The organism is Roseisalinus antarcticus (assembly GCF_900172355.1).
GTDB lineage: Bacteria > Pseudomonadota > Alphaproteobacteria > Rhodobacterales > Rhodobacteraceae > Oceanicola > Oceanicola antarcticus_A.
This window is the reverse complement of sequence record NZ_FWFZ01000025.1, coordinates 11,375-29,871: the sequence shown is the minus strand read 5'-3', so window position 1 is coordinate 29,871 and position 18,497 is coordinate 11,375. Positions and strand designations below refer to the sequence as shown.

1 protein-coding gene (cut by a window edge) is annotated in these 18,497 nt (G+C 71.2%); it reads left to right on the top strand.

Going from position 1 to position 18,497, the window contains the following annotated elements; all coding sequences use genetic code 11:
* Positions 1-18,497: the 3' portion of a CARDB domain-containing protein gene (locus ROA7023_RS17605; RefSeq protein ID WP_159458573.1), read on the top strand. It extends 14,470 nt beyond the left edge of the window; the window shows 18,497 of its 32,967 coding nt (coding positions 14,471-32,967); the start codon falls outside the window, past its left edge; its stop codon occupies positions 18,495-18,497.

The following is an 18,497-nucleotide window of genomic DNA, read 5'->3' as shown; positions in this document are numbered from 1 at the left end:
TCGCCTATGACCGCGCCGCGAGTCGGGGCGATTTCGACGCTTCCGACGCGGGGCAGGGCGGCACCGGCAGCCGCGTGGTGATCCCGGGCACCGAGCCGGGCAGCTATTACCTGCTGGTCCGCTCCTCGGGCGCGGGAGAGAGCGTGACGGTCACGCCGCGGCTGCTTCCGCTGGCGATAGACGATGTGGCCGCCGACCGGCTCGGGGCCGGGGCCTATGTGACCACGACGATCCGGGGCAGCCAGTTCAGCCCCGAAGCGATCCCGCGCCTGTCGCGCCCGGGGGCGACGGCGTTCGAGCCCGTCGCCTGGCAGGTGGTCGATGCCACGACGATCGTGGCCACGTTCGACCTGACCGGCGCGCCGCGCGGGCTTTACGACGTATCGGTCACCAACCCGTCGGGTGCGCGGGCGGTTCTGCCCTACAGGCTCAACGTGGAACGCGCGGTCTCGGGCGATATCGGCGTTTCGATCAACGGGCCACGCTCGGTGTCGCAGACCGACACATTGGCCGACTTCGTGGTCTCGGTCCGCAACGAGGCCAATATCGACGCGCCCTATGTCTATTTCCAGACCTTCTTGCCCGAACTGGGGACGCAGTTCTTCTTGTCCGACACCGATCCCGCGATCCGGATGACCCCGTCCAGCGGCCTGCGCGGGACCTTTGGCGACGGGGCGGGGTTCTATGGCGAGCTCGACCCCCAGGTGCAGGTCGGCAAGCGGCACCTGACGGCCGGCTATGTCTTCGACCTCGCGCCGGGGCTGAGCGGGACCACGCAGGTCACCCAGCATGTCTATCCGGGCCGCGGCATCGGGTCCTTCAGCAGGCCGTCGCGGGCGGACCTGGGCTTCAACAGCTGGATCGGCGTCTCGGCCACGCCGCTCAGCCGGGCGGAATTTGTCAGCCACCAGACCGGCATCGCCGAGGCCCTGCGCCGCGTCATCATCGACGACAGCGACAGCCCCCCCGCGCTGCTCGCGCTGGCGGCGGACGAAGGGACCTGGGTCCAGCTCTATCTTGCCGGGCTGGAAGAGGCCGGCGTCCTGCGCCCCGAGCAGGGCGTGCCGGAGGCCCGCGAGGATCCGCGCGTGGCCTCGCTGCTGGCGGTGGTCGCGGGCTCGGCGTCGCTCGGCCCGATCGGCAGCAGAAGCGAGGGCGCCACCACGACCCGCGATTTCTTCGAACGGCTGATCGTCTATTACCGCGACGCGGCCAGCCTGCGCGACGCCCTGTTCCTGCCGACCGAGGCCGCGCCCGAGAATGGCGCCCTCACGGTCCAGCAGGACGAGGCGACGCCGCTGGTCGGCGGCAAGACCGCCTTCCTGGCGCGCGATTTCCTGGTCCGCTTCCCGCAGTTCAACGGGGTCGAGGACGGGGGCGCGGGGGCCGACAATGCGCTGCTGCGGGCGCTCGGTCCGGCGGCGCTCGGCGGGGACGGGCCCGCGGCCTTCTCGCTGCGGGAATTCCTGCGCAGCGAGGGGCTGTCGGACGGCTCGGCGCTGATGACCGGGCCGGTCACCTCCGAGACCGAGGATCGGGTGCCGCTGGGGCGCGATCTGCCCTACACCATCGGCGTCACCAACGACGATCCCGACCGGCCGGTCTACGAGATGCGGATCGTCAGCGACCTGTCGCCCGCGCTCGATCCGACCAGCTTCGCCCTGGGCGACATGCGGCTGGGCGACATCGCCATCGACGTGCCGGACGGGCGCTGGGGCTTTCAGCGCGACTACGATTTCACCGCCAGCCGCGGGTTTGTGCTGCGGGTCTCGGCCGGGGTCAACGTGCTGGAGGATCCGGCCACCGCCACCTGGCTGCTGCAGGCGATCGACCCCGCGACTGGAGAGGTCCTGACCGGCGGCGACAGCGGGTTGTTGCAGCCCGGCGAGACCGCCGAGGTGGGCTATACCCTGCGGTTGGCGCCGGCGCTGTTCTCCGGCGAGACGGTGGCGGGCGCCGCGCGGATCCTGCTGGACGGCCGGCCGCCTCTGGACGTGCGCAGCGCGAGCGCCACGGCGGATGTGCGCGCACCCAACACACAACTGACGGTCGAGCGCCGCAGCGATACCACATATGAGCTGAGCTGGTCCGCCACCGACGACCTCGGGCTGGGCCATGTCAGCCTGTTCGTCTCGGTCGACGGCGGCGGCTTCACCTTGCTTCAGGGGCGCAGCCCCGACGTCTCGGGCACCTATGTCTTCGAGGGCGCGGCGGGGGCCAGCTATGAATTCCTGGCGCTGGCGACCGACCGGGCCGGCAACCGCGAGCGGCCCACCAGCGGCATCGCCACGCCCTCCGACGGCCCGCCCGTCGATCTGGGCGCACCGGTCGCGGTGGCGGGCACGACCCGCGAGACGCCGGTGCAAGAGCCCGATGTCGCGATCCCGGAAAACCCGCTGTTCGGCGCGGCCCTGGGCGCCGGCCCCACCCCCTACCAGACGCCGCTGACGCCCGCGGAATACGACAGCGTCAACGCGCCCTTCGTCGCCGAGGCCTTCGCGACCGGCATCCCCGGGTCGTCCGCCGGGCTGGGCCCGCTGGCGAGCGTCGAGGCGCCGGACGGCACGATCCTGATTTCGGGCGGCGAGACGCGCAACGCGATCTGGCGGCTGCCCGAGGATGGCGGTGTCGCGGGCGACCCGCTCGTGTTCCTCGACACGCCCGTCTACGACATGAAATTCGACGCCGAGGGGCGGCTCTGGGCGGCGACGGGCGGCGGGCCGCTGCTGCGGCTCGATCCCGACAGCGCAGAGATCATCGGCCGCTACGGCGAGGCGATGGGCCTGTCGATCGCCCCCACGCCGGACGGCAGCGGGGTCTATGTCGCCGGGGTCGAGGGGCTGTTCCTGTTCGATATCGCGACCGAGGCCTTCACGGCGGTGAACCGCGACCTGGACCTGCGGCTCGGCTCGATCGCGATCGGGCCGGACGGCGCGGTCTGGGGCACCGGCTGGCCCGACCGGCGCGAGGTGGTGCGGCTGGCCGATGACGGCCGGGTCACGCGGCTGGCGCGGTTCGACGTGCCGATCGATTCCATCGGCTTCGGCCCGGCCGGCAGCGTCTTCGAGAACCTGGCGGTCATCAGCACCAACAGCGGCCCCGATGGCGGCGGCGGGCAGCTTTACCTGCTTGAACCGGGCAGCGGCGAGACGGCGCTGATCGCGGCGGACGGCACCCGCGGCGACAACGTCACCCTGACCCGCGACGGACGGATCCTGGTCAGCCAGAGCGGGCAGGTGGACCTGGTCAAACCGGTCACCGTGCCCGAGGTCACCGGCTTCGTGCCCGCCGCCGACGCCATCGCCGTGGCGCCCGTGGCCTTTGTCGACGTGACCTTCGACCAGGCCATGCTGCAGGCCGCCACCGACGCGCCGGGCAGCGTGCTGAACCCCGACCTGTTTACCCTGACCGATGGCGACGGCACGCCGGTCACGCCCGATTTCGTGCTGTGGGACGCCGAGACCAACACCGCGCGCCTCGCGGTCAAGGGGCTGGAGGCCGGCGACTGGTCGCTGGAGGTCTCGGCCGCGCTGCTCTCGGCCTACCGCGTGCCGCTGGCCGGCGCAGTCACCCACGATTTCGAGGTGGTGGCAGAGCTTTCGGCGCTGCTTGAGGTGTCGGTGGTCAACACCCGGCTGGATCGCGAAACCGGGACGCTGTCCTATGACGTGACGGTGACCAACATCTCGGGCCGCAATCTGCGGCTGCCGTTCCTGCTGGCTCTGGCCGGCGGCCCGGACGAGAGCGGGCGGCTGCCGGTGGCGCCCGACGGGATCTCGGGCGATGGCCGCTACCTGTTGGATCTGGGGGGCGAGCTTGGCGGCGACGGGCTGCTGGGCGCGGGCGAAAGCACCACGGCGCGGACCGTGCGGATCGACACCGAGGGCAATCGCACCGGCGATTACCGGGTCGGCGCCGTCGGCGGCTACGGCGACAACACCGCGCCTGTCATCACCTCCGATCCGGTGACCGAGGCCGCCATCGGCACCGCCTATAGCTACACGCCCGAGGCCACCGATTTCGAGGGCGACCTGCTGTTCTACGACCTGCAGGAGGCGCCCGAGGGGATGCAGATCGACCGCCGCACCGGCGCGATCACATGGACCCCCGGCGCGACCGCCGCCGCGCAGGTGCCGGTGGTGCTGCATGTCTTCGACAGCCTCGGCGCGGGCACGCTGCAGCGCTACACCATCGCGGTCGAGACCGGCAACACGGCGCCCGCCTTCGTCGCCCCGCCCACCGATGCCACCGTCCGCGAGGGAGAGCTGATAGAGCTGCGTTTGACCGCCAACGACGCCGATGGCGACCGGGTGGTGCTGGCCGCCGACGCGCTGCCGCCGGGGGCGGCCTTCGATCCGGGCACCGGCGTCTTTTCCTGGCGGCCAGGCTACGGCGACGCCGGGCTCTATACCGACCTGCGCTTCATCGCGCGGGATGGCAGCGCCCGCACCGATATCCTGGTGCCCATCCGCGCGACCGAGGGCCGCGCCCCGCCGACGCTGGAGGCCCCCGGCGTGCGCAGCGTGCGCGAGGGCGAACGCATGGTGATCCGGCTCGACGGTGCCGGCGCGGGCGGCGCGGACCTCACCTTCAGCGCCCTGGTCAACGGTCTGCCCACGGGGGCGACGCTCGACGCCGAAACGGGCGTGTTCGCCTGGACGCCGGGCCATGACCAGGCCGATGTCTACGACGTGGTCTTCGCGGTCAGCGACGGCGCCACGACCGTCCGGCGCGAAACGCGGATCACCGTGACCGAGACCAACGGCGCACCGCGGCTGCTGAACCTCGACGGCTGGCAGGCCTACGAGGGCGATCCGCTGGCGGTCACGATCTTTGCCTACGACCCGGACAATCCCACCTACCGCCCGCCCATGCGGGACGTGCCCACCCAGTCCGACCCGGACGGAGAACTGATCCCCCGAGTCCTCGGGGCCGAGCGCACGGTGGAGGTGCGCATCCTCTCGGGCCTGCCCGATGGCGCGTCTTTCGACCCCGAGACCTGGGCGCTGACCTGGACCCCCGGGTTCGACCAGGCCGGAACCTACGAGATCGAGATCGAGGCCACCGATGATGGTGGGGCCACCGGCACGCCGCTGACCGTGCGCGACACGCTGACCCTGACGGTGCTGGAGCGCAACACCGCCCCCGTGCCCGAGGATCCCGGCGCACTGGCCGTCGCCTCGGGCGAGACCCGCGAGATCACCCTGCGCGCCACCGATCCCGAAGGCGGTGACATCTCGCTGGCGCTCGAGAACGACCTGGGCGGGACGGCCCTGCCGGGCTTTGCCAGCTTCACCGACAATGGCGACGGCACGGGCACCTTGCGCCTTGCGCCCGGCGACGGCGACCGCGGCGCCTATGGTCTGCGCCTGCGCGCGATAGATACTGGCGATGCCACCGGCGGGAACGTGGCCGAGGGCACGCTGTCGATCCCGCTGACGATCACCAGCGCGAACGAGCCGCCGATGATCGCGCCGATCTTCGACACCGTCGCGATCGCGGGGCAGGAGCTGCGCCTGCCGATCGAGCTGTCGGATCTCGACGGCGAGGATCTGACCCTGACGCCGACCGGCCTGCCGCAGGGGGCCACGATCGAGACCGGGGACGGTGCGCCGGTGCTGGTCTGGACGCCGGGCACGGCCGATATCGGCCCGCATGACATCAGCCTGACGGCAAGCGACGGCGGCAATGGCGACCCGAGCCTCGCCCGCGAGGCGACGGAGGCCTTCGTGCTGACCGTGCGCAGCCAGAACGCCGCCCCCGCGCTGACTTACCCCGGCGCCCGGACCGGTGCGCCGGGGCAGCGTTTCGCGCTGACGCTCGAGGCGGTGGATCTTGACGGCGACCCGCTGCATTTCGCGGCCGAGGGCCTGCCCGCGGGTGCCACGCTCGACCCGCTCACCGGCGCCTTCGACTGGACCCCGCGGCGCACCCAGTCCGGCGAGACGACCGTGACCTTCATCGCCAGCGACGGCGCGGCCGAGGACCGGCAGAGCGTCACCTTCACCGTCGAGGTTCCCAACAGGGCGCCCCGCTTCCTGCCCGTGGCGACCGACCATGCGGTCCGCGAGGGCGGCTCTTTCGACCTGAACATCCGGGTGCGCGACGACGAGGGCGACCTGTTCCGTGTCGACCTCGTGGAGGGGCCCGAGGGCGCGGTCTACGTCCCCGAGGACGACCGCATCAGCTGGCAGACCGGGTTCGAGGATGCCGGCACCCACAGGATCGTCCTGCGGGCGATCGACGAATACGGCGCCGAGCAGCGGCTGACCCTGACCCTGCGGGTCAGCGACGTGAACCGCGCACCCTCCTTCGCGCCCTCCGATATCCTGACCGAGGTCGGCCGCGACACGACCTTCGCGCTCGCGGCGACGGATGCCGATGGCGACGCGCTGACCTATTCGGTTGAGAACGCCCCCGAGGGGCTGAGCCTCGATGCCGCCACCGGCGTTGTCACCTGGATCCCCGCGCCGGGGCAATCGGGGCGCTATTCCCCGGTGTTCGTGGCCTCGGACGGAGAGACGGACGTGCGCCGGGCCGTGGTGCTCGACGTGAGCGCCCGGCCGCTGGAGCCGAGCCTGCGGCTGGAGCTTACGCCGGCCTTCCCCGGCCTGCCGGGCCAGCCCGTGGTGATCCGCCCGGTTGTGGTGGGCGGCGCGGTCGCGGCGCTGACGGTCGAGGGCGATCCGGTGACGCTCGACGGGAACGGCGTGGCGCGGTTCACGCCGCCCGGGCCGGGCCGGTTCGACGTCAAGCTGACCGTGCGCGACGCCGACGGCGACCTGTTCGAGGCGGACCAGACGATCCGGGTCCGTGATCCGGCCGACCGCGATGCGCCGGTGCTGACCCTCGATCCGCTGCCGGCCGGGGGGCGGGTCACGGCGCCGGTCACGATCTCGGGCCAGATCGCGGACGCGAACCTCGACGGCTGGCGGATCACGCTGATCCCGCGGGCCGGGCGCGGCGCGCCGGTGGTGCTGGCCGAGGGTGACGCCCCCGCGAGCGGGGCGCTGACCACCATCGATCCCGCGCGGCTTGCGGACGGCTTTTACACCCTGCGGGTCGAGGCGCGCGACATCGGCGGCCGCCGCACCCTGCGCGAGGCCGTGGTCACCATCGACCAGCCGGCCAAGGACGGGCGGCTCACGCGGGCGCAGACCGACCTGCAGGTCACCGTGGGCGGCGTCGATTTCGACCTGGTGCGCAGCTACGACAGCCTGTCCGACAGGACCGGAAGCCGCGGCACGCTCGGGACGGGCTGGTCGTTCCGGGGCCTCGACATAGACCTGCGGTCAGAGCTCGACGGCGTGAGCTCGACCCGGTTCGGCGCCTTCCCGCCCCTGCGCGAGGGCACCCGGGTGATCGTCACGCTGCCCGACGGCAGCGCCGAGACCTTCGCCTTCGCCCCCGAGGTGGAGACGGTGGACGGCCTGCGGCTGATCTCGCCCGCCTGGCAGGCGCAGGGCAGCAACGGCTGGGCCCTGCAATCGGCCCCGACCCTGCTCAAAGAGGCGAACGGCCGCTATTTCGACGCCGCCACGGGCGAGCCCTACAACCCCGCCGCCAACGAGGGCCCCGAGGATTACCGGCTGACCGCGCCGGGCGGGCGGGTCTGGGCGATCGACTCGGCTCGCGGCGTGACCGGGATCACCGATCCGGACGGCGCGAGCGTGCTGGTGACCTCGACCGGGCTGACCGGCGCGGACGGCAGCCGCCTGGCCTTCGAGCGGGACGAGACCGGCGCGGTGTCCTCCGTGCGCGCCCCCGACGGGCGCAGCCTGCACTATCGGCGCGACGGGGACGGGCGGCTTGTCCTGGTGCTGGACGCCGACGGTCAGGCGACCCGGTTCGGATACGATGACGCGGGCCGGCTGACCCATAGCGTCGGCACGGGCGGCGGCACCGCCTTCCCCGACGGCCCCGGCGGCGCACCCGCCCCGCGGCCGATCGACGAGGACCTCGGCGGGCTCGCGACGCTGAGCGGCGGGACGGTCTCGGGCAGCTTCGGCGCCGAGCCCCTGCTGCTGGCCGCCGGGTTCCGGCCCGCCGAGCTTGGCTCCAGCGCCTCGGGCCGGATCTTTCTGCGGCTCGAGGCCGAGGGCGATGTCGCCGGCGTGACCTGGCGCGGGGCGGACCCGGTCTCGGAGGTTCGGACGGGCGCGGGCAAGGTCTTTGTCGTGGCGGTGGACAGGCCGGGCGAGGGGCTTCTGGCGCTGACCGGCACGGGCGATTTCACCCTGCGGATCTCGGTGGCCGGCGACCTGGACACCGACGGCGACGTCGATGCCGACGACGCGACAGCGATGGGCGCCGGGCGCGACCTGACCGGCGACGGGGTGGCAGACAGCGCCGACGCTGCGCTTTTCGCCGCCAATTATGGCCTGGTGCCGAACAGGGCGCCGGAGCTGGCAAGCGGTGCGGCCGGGCTGAAAACCTATGTGGACCTCACGCGGGGCTTCGCGGTCGACGACATCTTCCTTGACGCCAACAACGACCCGGTGTTTGCCCGGGTGCTGGACGCCACCGGCGGCGTGGCGCAGGTGGACAGCGGCAGGCTGGTGTTCGACCCGACCGACGGGTTCTCGGGCACGGCCAGCGTGACGTTGACCCTCACCGACGGCTACCTCAGCTCGGGCCCGCTGAGCCTGGATATCGAGGTTTCGGCGGCCGACCTTCTGGCGCTGGACTTCTCCGAGCGGCGGATCCTGTTCGACGACGTGGGCGACGCGGTGCCGTTCAGCATCACCGCCGATTTCGAGGGCGAAGAGGACGTGCCCGTCCCGTTCGACTGGGCCAACGGGCGCTTTACCACCGCCGGCATCGCCGAGCTGACGCAGACCGGCCTGCTGCGCGGGACGGGGCAGGGCCACACAGCGCTGATGGTCAGCCGCGACGGCGTGTCGGCGGCGACCGCCGTGGGCGTCTATTCCGAGCAGTCGATGATCGACCTGCTGTCCTGGCTGGGCAATATCGACGCCTACCCGGACGCGGTCACGATCGTGCCCGAGGGCGGCAGCCGCCAGATCGTCACCTCGCTGGGCACCGACCAGAAACGCTTTGTCGGGGCGGCGGCGGACGGCACCGTCTATGCCGTGGCCGACACCGGCGTGGTGACGGTGACCGAGGATGGCCTGATCGAGGCCGTCGCGCCCGGAGAGACGACGGTGACCGTGGTCCATGCCTACGGCGAAGAGACGATCACCGTCCGGGTCGAGGCCCCGGTCACCGGCGCCGCCCGCGACATCAACGCCGAGGGCGGCATCCTGCGCACCGACGATGGCATCGAGGTGGCGGTCGGGCCGGGGCAATTCTCCGGCGACAGCCGGATCGAGGTCGCCCGGCGCGATCTGGCCAGCGCCCAGGACGGCGTGACGCCGCTGATCGACTGGTTCGATCCGCTGGGCGCGTTCGAGTTCGACTATTCCGGCGGCGATCTGAACGGGCCGATCCAGATCGGCGTCGATGCAGGCGGGCAGGCCCAGTCGGGCGAGCAGGTCGCCTTCTTCCGCAAGATCAGCCTGCCCACGGGCCCCGGCAACGCGCTGGAGGATTACTGGGCGATCTTCGACACCGGCACGGTGGATGCCGACGGGATGGCGCGGACCGCCTCGCCGCCGTTCCCCGGCTTTTCGGACCGGGGCGTGGTGCTGGCCGCGCGCGCCTCGGTGCCGATGAAGCAGGTGACGTTCACCGCGGCCGATCAGATGCTCGCGACGGCCACAATGGTGACGCTGATGACGGCGCCCCTGTTCGGGGCGGTCGGCGCATTGGCCGCGGTCGGCACGATCGGCACCCTGAATGCGCATATCCTGGCGCCGAAGATCCTCGGCGCGGCCAAGCGGGACCATTACTTCAAGGTCGGCGAGCTTTACTACAACAAGGATGGCTCTCTGGCCTACAACAAGGACGGGCCGGCCAATGGCGACCCGCCGACCCCGCTGGATTTCGAGCTTGATGCGAGCCTCGACCGCGAGACGATCTCGGTGCAGCCCGCCCCGGGCATCACCCCCGACACCCGCAGCAACGGCGTCGTGCCGCCGGTCGATGCGGCCGCGCAGGCGGTGCCGGTGATCGACAGCGCCTCGATCGACGTCGACCGGATCGGCGCCACCCGGCTGACCCTCACCGGGTTCATGTTCGCCGACGAGACCGACGGCCTGGCCGCCGCCGACATCCGCGACTCGCGCCTGCGGATCAAGTATGGCGACACCGAATTCTTCATCTACGGCGAGGAATACAAGGACGTCTCGGTCACCGCCGGCAGCGCGGGCTACCGGTTCACCAACTCGCTGACGGTGGACGTGCCCGACAGCGTCCTGCTGGGCAAGGCCGCCATCTTCGTCGAGCGGCCGGGCTTCAACGCGGACGAGAACCTGCCGCGGCCCTGGCCCGACGACACGCCCTACATCACCTCCAACGCCTTCCACGTGCGCAACACCGGCGGCTACGGCTTCATTCCCGAAGACGTGGCGGGAGTGGGGCCTGAGGTCATTACCGTGGTCGACACCCGCACCGGGGCCGAGGGCGGGGACGACCAGACCGTCTATCAGCTGGCGCTGCCCGATGAGGATGTCGGGCTGGTCTACGACGTGATCCCGACCGACGACCTGGCGATGGCCTTCGTGCAGACGGTGCGGGGCGTCTACGTCATGGATACGACGACCCTGCGCTGGTACGACACCGATCCCCAGTCCGCGAAGATCGACCCCCTGAGGATCCCGGGCGGCGGGTTGTCGACCATGACGCTCGACCCGAACGGGCGCTATCTCTACCTCGCGGCGCGCGACAAGATCTGGACGGTGGATCTGCGCCCGGGCACGCCGCACCATCTGGTGCCACAGGTGATGGCGACCCTCGATGTCAGCGCCGGCGCGACCGAGCAATTCGCCTTCCTCGAGGGCCAGCTGCGCAACCGCCAGATCGAATCCATCGCCGTGAACGCGGACGGCACGCGCCTGTTCGCGCTGGTGCCGGACCGCTATACCGACCTCGACGGTCAGCGCACGCGCGAGGGCAGGGTCCTGGCCTTCAACGTCGACCCCGAGGCGCCGCGCCCGGGCGAGACCGTCGCCGACGGCGAAGAGCCCGCGCCCGGCACCGCCTGGGGCGACCGCATCCGGATCAAGGCCGGGCCGCAGCTGTTCTCGGGCCAGGGCGGGGCCAGGCTGCGCGACGGCGGTATCGTGGTGGGCCGCGGCCCGCTGAAGCTGCAGCCGACGCCGGTGGCCGACCGCATGATCCTGAATGTGCGGCATGACTACCGCAACGGCCTCAAGCAGCTCATCATCCTCGACGCCGACCCGCGCAATTTCCAGGTCGATTTCCAGAACATCCAGGCCTCGCCCGAGGGGGCGGCGCTGGACCAGCCCGGGGCGGGGCTGGCCCTGCTGGAAAACAGCGCCTACAGCATCCGCCGCCAGAACGGCTTCGTCTTCGGCTCTCCGAAGTTCGACCTGGATATCCAGCGGGCGCAGAAGCTGCTGCTGCTGCCGGACATGAGCTATGGGTTCGTGATCGACCAGAGCAAGCGTTTCATCGATTTCCGCGCTCAGGCGACGGTCGAGAACGCCACCCAGGTGGGGGCCAAGATCGGCGTGATCCGCGACCCGCTGGGCGTGCTGGGCGGCCAGCCGACCTATCTGGGGGCCACGACTCCGATCCCGGGGGCCACGATCTGGGATGCCGAGCTGAACGCCGACAGCGACCGGCTTTATGCGCAATACAACCGCACCGGCAACACCCTGATCTTCGACGTGCGCGAGCTGATCTACCGGGCGCAGAACGGCGGGGCGGAGAACCGCACGCTGCCGCTGGACGATGCCACACGTTTCCAGAGCCGCGACCCGGTGAACCTTGACCCGCTCGATGTGCATCCGGACAGCAACTACATCGGCTTGCAGCCGATCTCGTCGCTGACCCTCGACCCGGTGCCCGAGCCGGTGAAGAACTACGGCGACAACGAGGACGGGCTGACCCTGTCCTGGACCTTCGATGCGCCGGGCGAGGTCGGCAACGGGCAGGGTCCCGGCGGGCTGGCGCCCTATTCGAAGGTCTATATTTCGACCGCCTTCGACGGGTTGGGCCTGTTCCCGGACAACGCGCCGTCCCATCCGCTTGTGGATGACACGTTCGACCTTCAGTTCTTCGAGGACGACTACAACCCCGGGCGGATCTTCACCTCCGATCTGGGCCTCGCGCGCGGGTATGCGCACGAGATCACGGCGGACGGGTCGCTCAGGACCTATGTCGAGCAGCTGGACGACATCAAGCGCACCGAGCTGCGGATCGACCCGGCCTTCCTGGAGGTGCTGACGGCGGGGCAGACGTTCTTCTGGGGCGTGCAGGTCGGCGAGGACGGCCAGCGCGGCACCCAGACCTTCAAGACCGCGCCGCGGCCGTCGGACGCGACCTACGGCCCCGTCACCTTCATCTCGCACGGGTTCCAGACCTTCCCCACCTCGCTGGACAGCGCCATCGGCAACCCGTCCTTCCAGACGCCTGACCAGGCCGAGGAGCTGGCCGCCATGGTCGCGCGCAGCAGCGGTGACGGCATCGTGCTGCACTACGACAAGGCCAGCGGCAAGTTCGTCGACCGAGAGACCGGGGCGACCAACCTGGCCGCGATCGGCGCCGGCAAGCCGCTGGTCCTGCTGGCGGATTGGGCCAAGGAGGCCGACATCACCGACACCGGCTTTGCCGAGGCCGCGGCCGACGCGATGTTCGCGGCGCTGATGAACCTGAACGAGGGGACCGGGGGCGCGCTGGACGACGCGCCGTTCCACTTCATCGGCTACAATCGCGGCGCCGTGGTCAACAGCGAGATGATCCAGCGCCTGGCCACGCATCTGCCGGGCAAGACCGACATCCAGATGACCACGATCGACCCGTTCGATCAGTCGCAGGAAAGCCTGAAGATCCCGCTCAAGTCCATTGTCACCACCGGCAAGGACATCAACGACCTGATCTCGGTCATCACGGCGGCGGGCACGATCCTGTCGGGCGCCAGCGGCAACGCGGCGGGCGCCGCGGGCGGGGCCGCGCTGTTGTTCAAGCAGCGCGCATTGTCGAAGGCGCTGGAGAAGATCATCACGATCTCCGACGCGCTCGGCGTGAAGATCTCGACGATCGACTGGAACGATTTCAAGGATCCCGACGTCAAGCGCTGGGACAACGTGCGCTTTGCCGACAATTACTACCAGACCGCCGCGACCGCCAAGACGGGGCTTGCCGGGCGGCTCTTCACCCTGTCGGCCAACGGGCGCTCGCTGGCGGACACGGCCAACGTGGATGTCGATCTGAGCAAATACGCGACCGGCTTCGGCCAGGACGATTTCGCCTTCCTCAAGGGGGTGAGCCTGCCCATCGACGTGCCGTTCCTGTCCAGCCAGTCGCTGACCTTCGATACCGGCGTGGGCGGTCCCTCCGAACGGGCGCTGGCCTGGTATGCCGGCACGATCTATACCACAGCGGACACGTTCAACGGCTACACGCTCTGGCGCTCGCACCGCCAGGTTGGCCAGCCGGTCGAGGTGCTGGGCACCGTGTTCGAGGATGCCGAGACCTACGACCAGGGCGGCTGGTACGTGGCGCGGCCGCAGTGGCTGGGCGACGCGGCGAAGATCACCGCCGGGCGCAAGGCGGCGGACGACTCGACGATCTCGTCGCCGCCGGGCGTCATCCGCGAAGGCGTGGGCGAGGGCTGGTTCTATTCCTGGTCGGGCGGTGGCGACATCTACCGGCCGAAGACCCCCAACAGCGTGCGCACCTATCCCGCCAGCCACGACAACACCGAGGTGACCAAGATCCCCGGGGTCGCGGTGCCGACCGTCTTCAACGGCAATTTCGAGCATGGCACCCGGCAATCGCTGGCCAACATGCTGCTGAGCAAGCTCAAGATCGAGGATTTCCTCGCCAAGCAGACCGAGAAGATCAAGCTGGCCAAGGCCCGCAAGGAGCTGGCCGCGGCCAACAAGGACACCGACGCCTTCCTCGAGGCCTCCAGAGATCTCGCATCCGCCGAGACGGAATACACCAAGACCTCCGAGGTGCTGAAACGCTCGGCCAGTGCCTTCGGGCGGTTCCCGTATTCCTACGAGCTTCCGGGCTGGTCCTTCCACGGCGGCGGCGGTTTCGATTTCGGGCTGGAGCTGGAGGGCTACGACTTCACCACCGACCTCGCCGGCCTCTTCGTGATGGAGACGAACCCCGCCGACATCGTGAAGGAGGTGCTGGGCAAGGTCTTCGACTATTTCGGCGGCAAGCTGGTCGACGCGGCGATCAAGAAGCTGATGATCTCGCAACTGACCAGCGAGCTGGAACAGGACCTGTCCGACACCTCCTCGGCGGCCTACAAGTCCTTCCTGCTGGAGCTTTCCGACGAGAACACCGCGACCTCCAAGCGGGCGAGCCAGATCACCGCACTGATCAAGCAGCTCGATACGTTCCTCAGCGACACGCTGATCCAGGACCAGATCATCAAGAACATCACGCTGCCCGATTATGTCGATCCGACCAAGACGATCACCCTCGACAAGCTGTTGGAGGTGGATTCCAGCGGCACGGTGAACCCGGTCGGGATCCAGGCGGCCCAGTCCTATGTCCAGAAGGGTCTGACCGCGATGTTCGAGCGGACCTTCAAGGACGTCCTGACCTCGGATTACGCGCTGCTGATGGGCGGGCAGGAGGTGCTGAAACTGCTGGTCGGCGCGGCCCGCGGCCCGGACAACCCGGCGCTGGACCTGCTGGGGCTCAGCGATCCGATCAACACCCTGCTCGACAAGGTGATCGACCGGGTGGCCCAGTTCGACCGGATCGCGCACAACCGGTTCTGGCTGCCCGAGACGGGCGCCAACTACCTGACCTTCGAGACCACCTCGCCCCTCGGTCTGACCGAGGACGCCGGCGTCGATGTCTATTTCGTCAGCCCCGAGGTGGACGAGGCCAGTGTCACCGGCCCCGACAGTGCGGGCGTGCTGCATCACGCGCGGGTGACGCTGCCCACGGGGGTGTTCGCGTCCAAGGTCCACGCGGTCGAGATCCCGCAGGGCATCAAGGGCCAGATGGTCAAGATCATCCTGTCCAACGACAAGCTCGACGACGACAGCTGGGATTTCGCGATCTCTCCCGATGGCAGCGCGCCGGATCTTGCCGATGCCCGCGCCTTCATCGCCCGAAGCGCCGAGGAGGTCTCGCCCGAGACCCAGACGATCAGCCAGGTCTATCTGCTCGACGAGATCAAGCTGGCGGCGCAGAAACCCGACGCGGGCAGCCCGGCGCAGGCGATGCCCGCGGCGGCACCGGCCGCGCCCGGGTCGCTGTCGGACAGCGACGCGCGGCGGCTGCTGGCGGCTGCCGTCGCGGCCTGGTCGGGCGCCGGGGTCGAGGGCCGGGGCCGGATCGAGACGCTTGCGGCGCTCGAGGTCGAGGTCGCCGATCTCGCGGGCTCGCTCGTCGCGCTCTACGACAATGGCCGGATCACGCTGGACCGGGATGCCGCGGGCCACGGCTGGTTCGTGGACGAAACCCCGGCCCAAGACGTGGAATTCGCCGGCGCCCGGATCGACGGCGCCCGGGTCGCGCTGAACGGTGCGGCGCTCGGCCGGATGGACGCGCTGTCGGTGCTGATGCACGAGGCGGGCCATGCGCTCGGCCTGTCGGACCTGGCGGCGGGCGAGGACGGCCCGGCGATCATGCGGGGCACGCTGCGGCCGGGTGAGCGGCTCGCGCCGGATGCGGCGGCCGTGGCGGCGATCCCGGGACCGGCGGGCGCCCTTGCCGCGGCGCGCCATGCGCTGCGCGTCGCACCGCAGGGCGTGGACGTCTCGAACGGCGACTTCTCCGGCGGGCTGACCGGCTGGGCCACCGCCGGCGACGTGGCGGCCGAGGGCGGCGGCGCCGTGCTGCGCGAGGTCGGGGACGGCACGATCAGCAGCCTGGCCCAGGCCTTCACCCTGCCGGCGGGCGCGACGCGGCTGACTCTCACCCTGTCGGACATCGTGTTGCAGGGCGATCCCGCCCGGGCCCCGGATGCGTTCGAGATCGCCCTGACCGATCCCGCGACCGGCTCCGCGCTGCGCCGCCTGGACGATCTTGGCGGCACCGATGCGCTGGTCTCGATCCAGCGGGATGGCACGGTCTACTTCGGCCCCGGCGTCACCGTCTCGGGGGTCGCGGCCAGCGGCGGGACGCTGGCGGACATGTCCGGGCCGGTGACGATCAGCCTGTCGCTGGCGGCGTTGGGCGGCGGGGCCGCGGTGCAGATCGGGTTCGACCTTCTGTCTTTCGGCAGCCGTGGCAGCCGGGTGACGGTCGATGACATCGCGCTGGATCTGACGAACGGTGCGCCGGTCGCCCGGGACGACACCGCGCGGACCGACGAGGGCAACGCGGTGATCCTCGATGTGCTGGCCAATGACAGCGACCCCGACGGCGACCCCCTTGTGATCGAGATCACCCGGCAACCGGCGCAGGGCGCGGCGGTGCTGAACGCGGATGGCACGATCACATTCACCCCGGCGCAGGACATGTCCGGCACGGCCAGCTTCGACTACCGGGTGGGCGACGGGATCGCCTTTTCCCCCAGCGCGACCGCGACAATCGAGGTCACGCCGGATCAGACCGGTGGTGGCGGAACGGGTGGCACCGGGGGAGGTTCGGGCGGCAGCACCGGGGGCGGCAGCATCGGGGGCGGAACGGGCGGCAGCACCGGAGGTGGCACCGGCGGCAGCACCGGAGGCGGCAGCACTGGCGGCGGCAGCACCGGAGGCGGCAGCACCGGTGGCGGCAGCACCGGTGGCAACACCGGGGGCGGCGGCACGACCACCGGCGGGACGCAGACCGGGGACGCCGGCGGCGGCACCGATAGCTCCCTGCAGGGCGGAGCCGGGTCGGACAGCGCGGTCGGCGGCACGGGGGGCGATACGCTCTCGCCGTCCGACGGGACCGACGTGCCGGTGGGCGGCGAAAGCCCCCGCACCGACGACGGCGCGGCCGCGCCCGGTGGCGGACAGCCCGGCCCCGACGAGCCTGTCACCACGCCGACCACCCCGGCCGAGGCACCGCAAGACCTCGGCCAGGGCGGGACAGCCGGCCCGGGCACAGCAGCCGACCCGGGCAGGACTGCCGGACGGGGCGGTGCAGCCGGATCGGGCGCGGCGATGCGGGCCGGCGCGGGATCCGCCCCGGCGGGCACCGGCGCGGGCCCGGCCAGCGGCGGCACGACCGCGGCCAGGGGCGGCGCCATCGCCAGCGGGCTGCCCTCGGACCCCTTTGCGCTGAACGCGCCGTCGAACCTCGCCATCGGCGCGGCCAGCGGCGAGAGTCTGCCCGGTGCGCCGGTCTGCAGCCCGGAGCTGGAGCGTCGGCTGGGCGATGCCGTGATCTCGCTGCGCGCCCTGACGGCGCCCGACGACCCGCTGCGCCTGCGCCTGTCGGACGCAGAGCCGGGTGCGCTCGACGAGCTTCTGGGCTGGCGCATCGACTGGGGCGACGGGACACGCGACGAGGGAACCGAGGCGGCCCTGCCGGAGAAGGTGTTCGACGCCCCGGGCCTCTATCGCATCCGCGTGACGCTGCGGATGGCCGACGGGACCTATACGACGGTGCTCGTGGTGCAGGTGGGCGATACCGATCCGGTCTTTGTCCGCAGCCTTTCGGCCGACCGCCGCGTGCTGGAGGTGGTGTTCAGCCGCGCCGTGGACCCCTTGCGGGTCGAGCTGGACGCGGGCAGGTTCGCCGATGCCGCGCTGATCGGCCCGGATGGTGCGCCGGTGCCCGGCACGTTCTCCTTTGCGGACGACGCCCGGCGCCTGCGCTTCGTGCCGGACGCGGCGCCGCTGGCCCTCGGCAGCTACCGGCTGACGCTGCGGTCGGGGCAGGCGGCCTTCGCCGACATCTTCGGCTGCGCCCTGGACGGCGACCGCGACCGCGTGGCCGGCGGCGACTACCGGACCAGCTTCGAAATCCAGGTCGAGGAGGCCCGCGCCGCCGCACCGCGCGAGGTGCCGGTCATGGCCCGCAACCTGGGCGGTCTGCGCAGCGCCGAGGTCGAGATACGGCTGCCGACGGGGCTGACCGCCGAGGTTCTGCCCGGGGCCGCCCTGCCGCCGGGTGCGACGCTTGCCGCCAGCCCCTCGCCCGACGGCCTGACACTGAAGATCGACAGCCCCTATCCGCTGCCCGACGGGCCGGGCGAGATCGCCCGCCTCGGCCTGCGCCTGGGGGCCGACGCGATGCCCGCGGGCGACAGCCGTATCGTCGCCACGGCCCGGCCCGGCCCCGTGGCGGCCGGCCCGGGGACAGCCCCCGTGGCAGCCTCGGTCACAGCGCCCGTGTCCGCCGCCGAGGCGCCCTCGCTGGTGCTGGACACGATCGCGCCGACGCTGCTGGCCCTTGGCGGGGGCGCGGCCGGCAAGGGCAGCTGGCGCAAGGATTTCATCGCCGACCGCAAGCCGCGGGGCGGGGGCGGCACACCCGGCCTGCGCTTGTTCCGTCGCTAG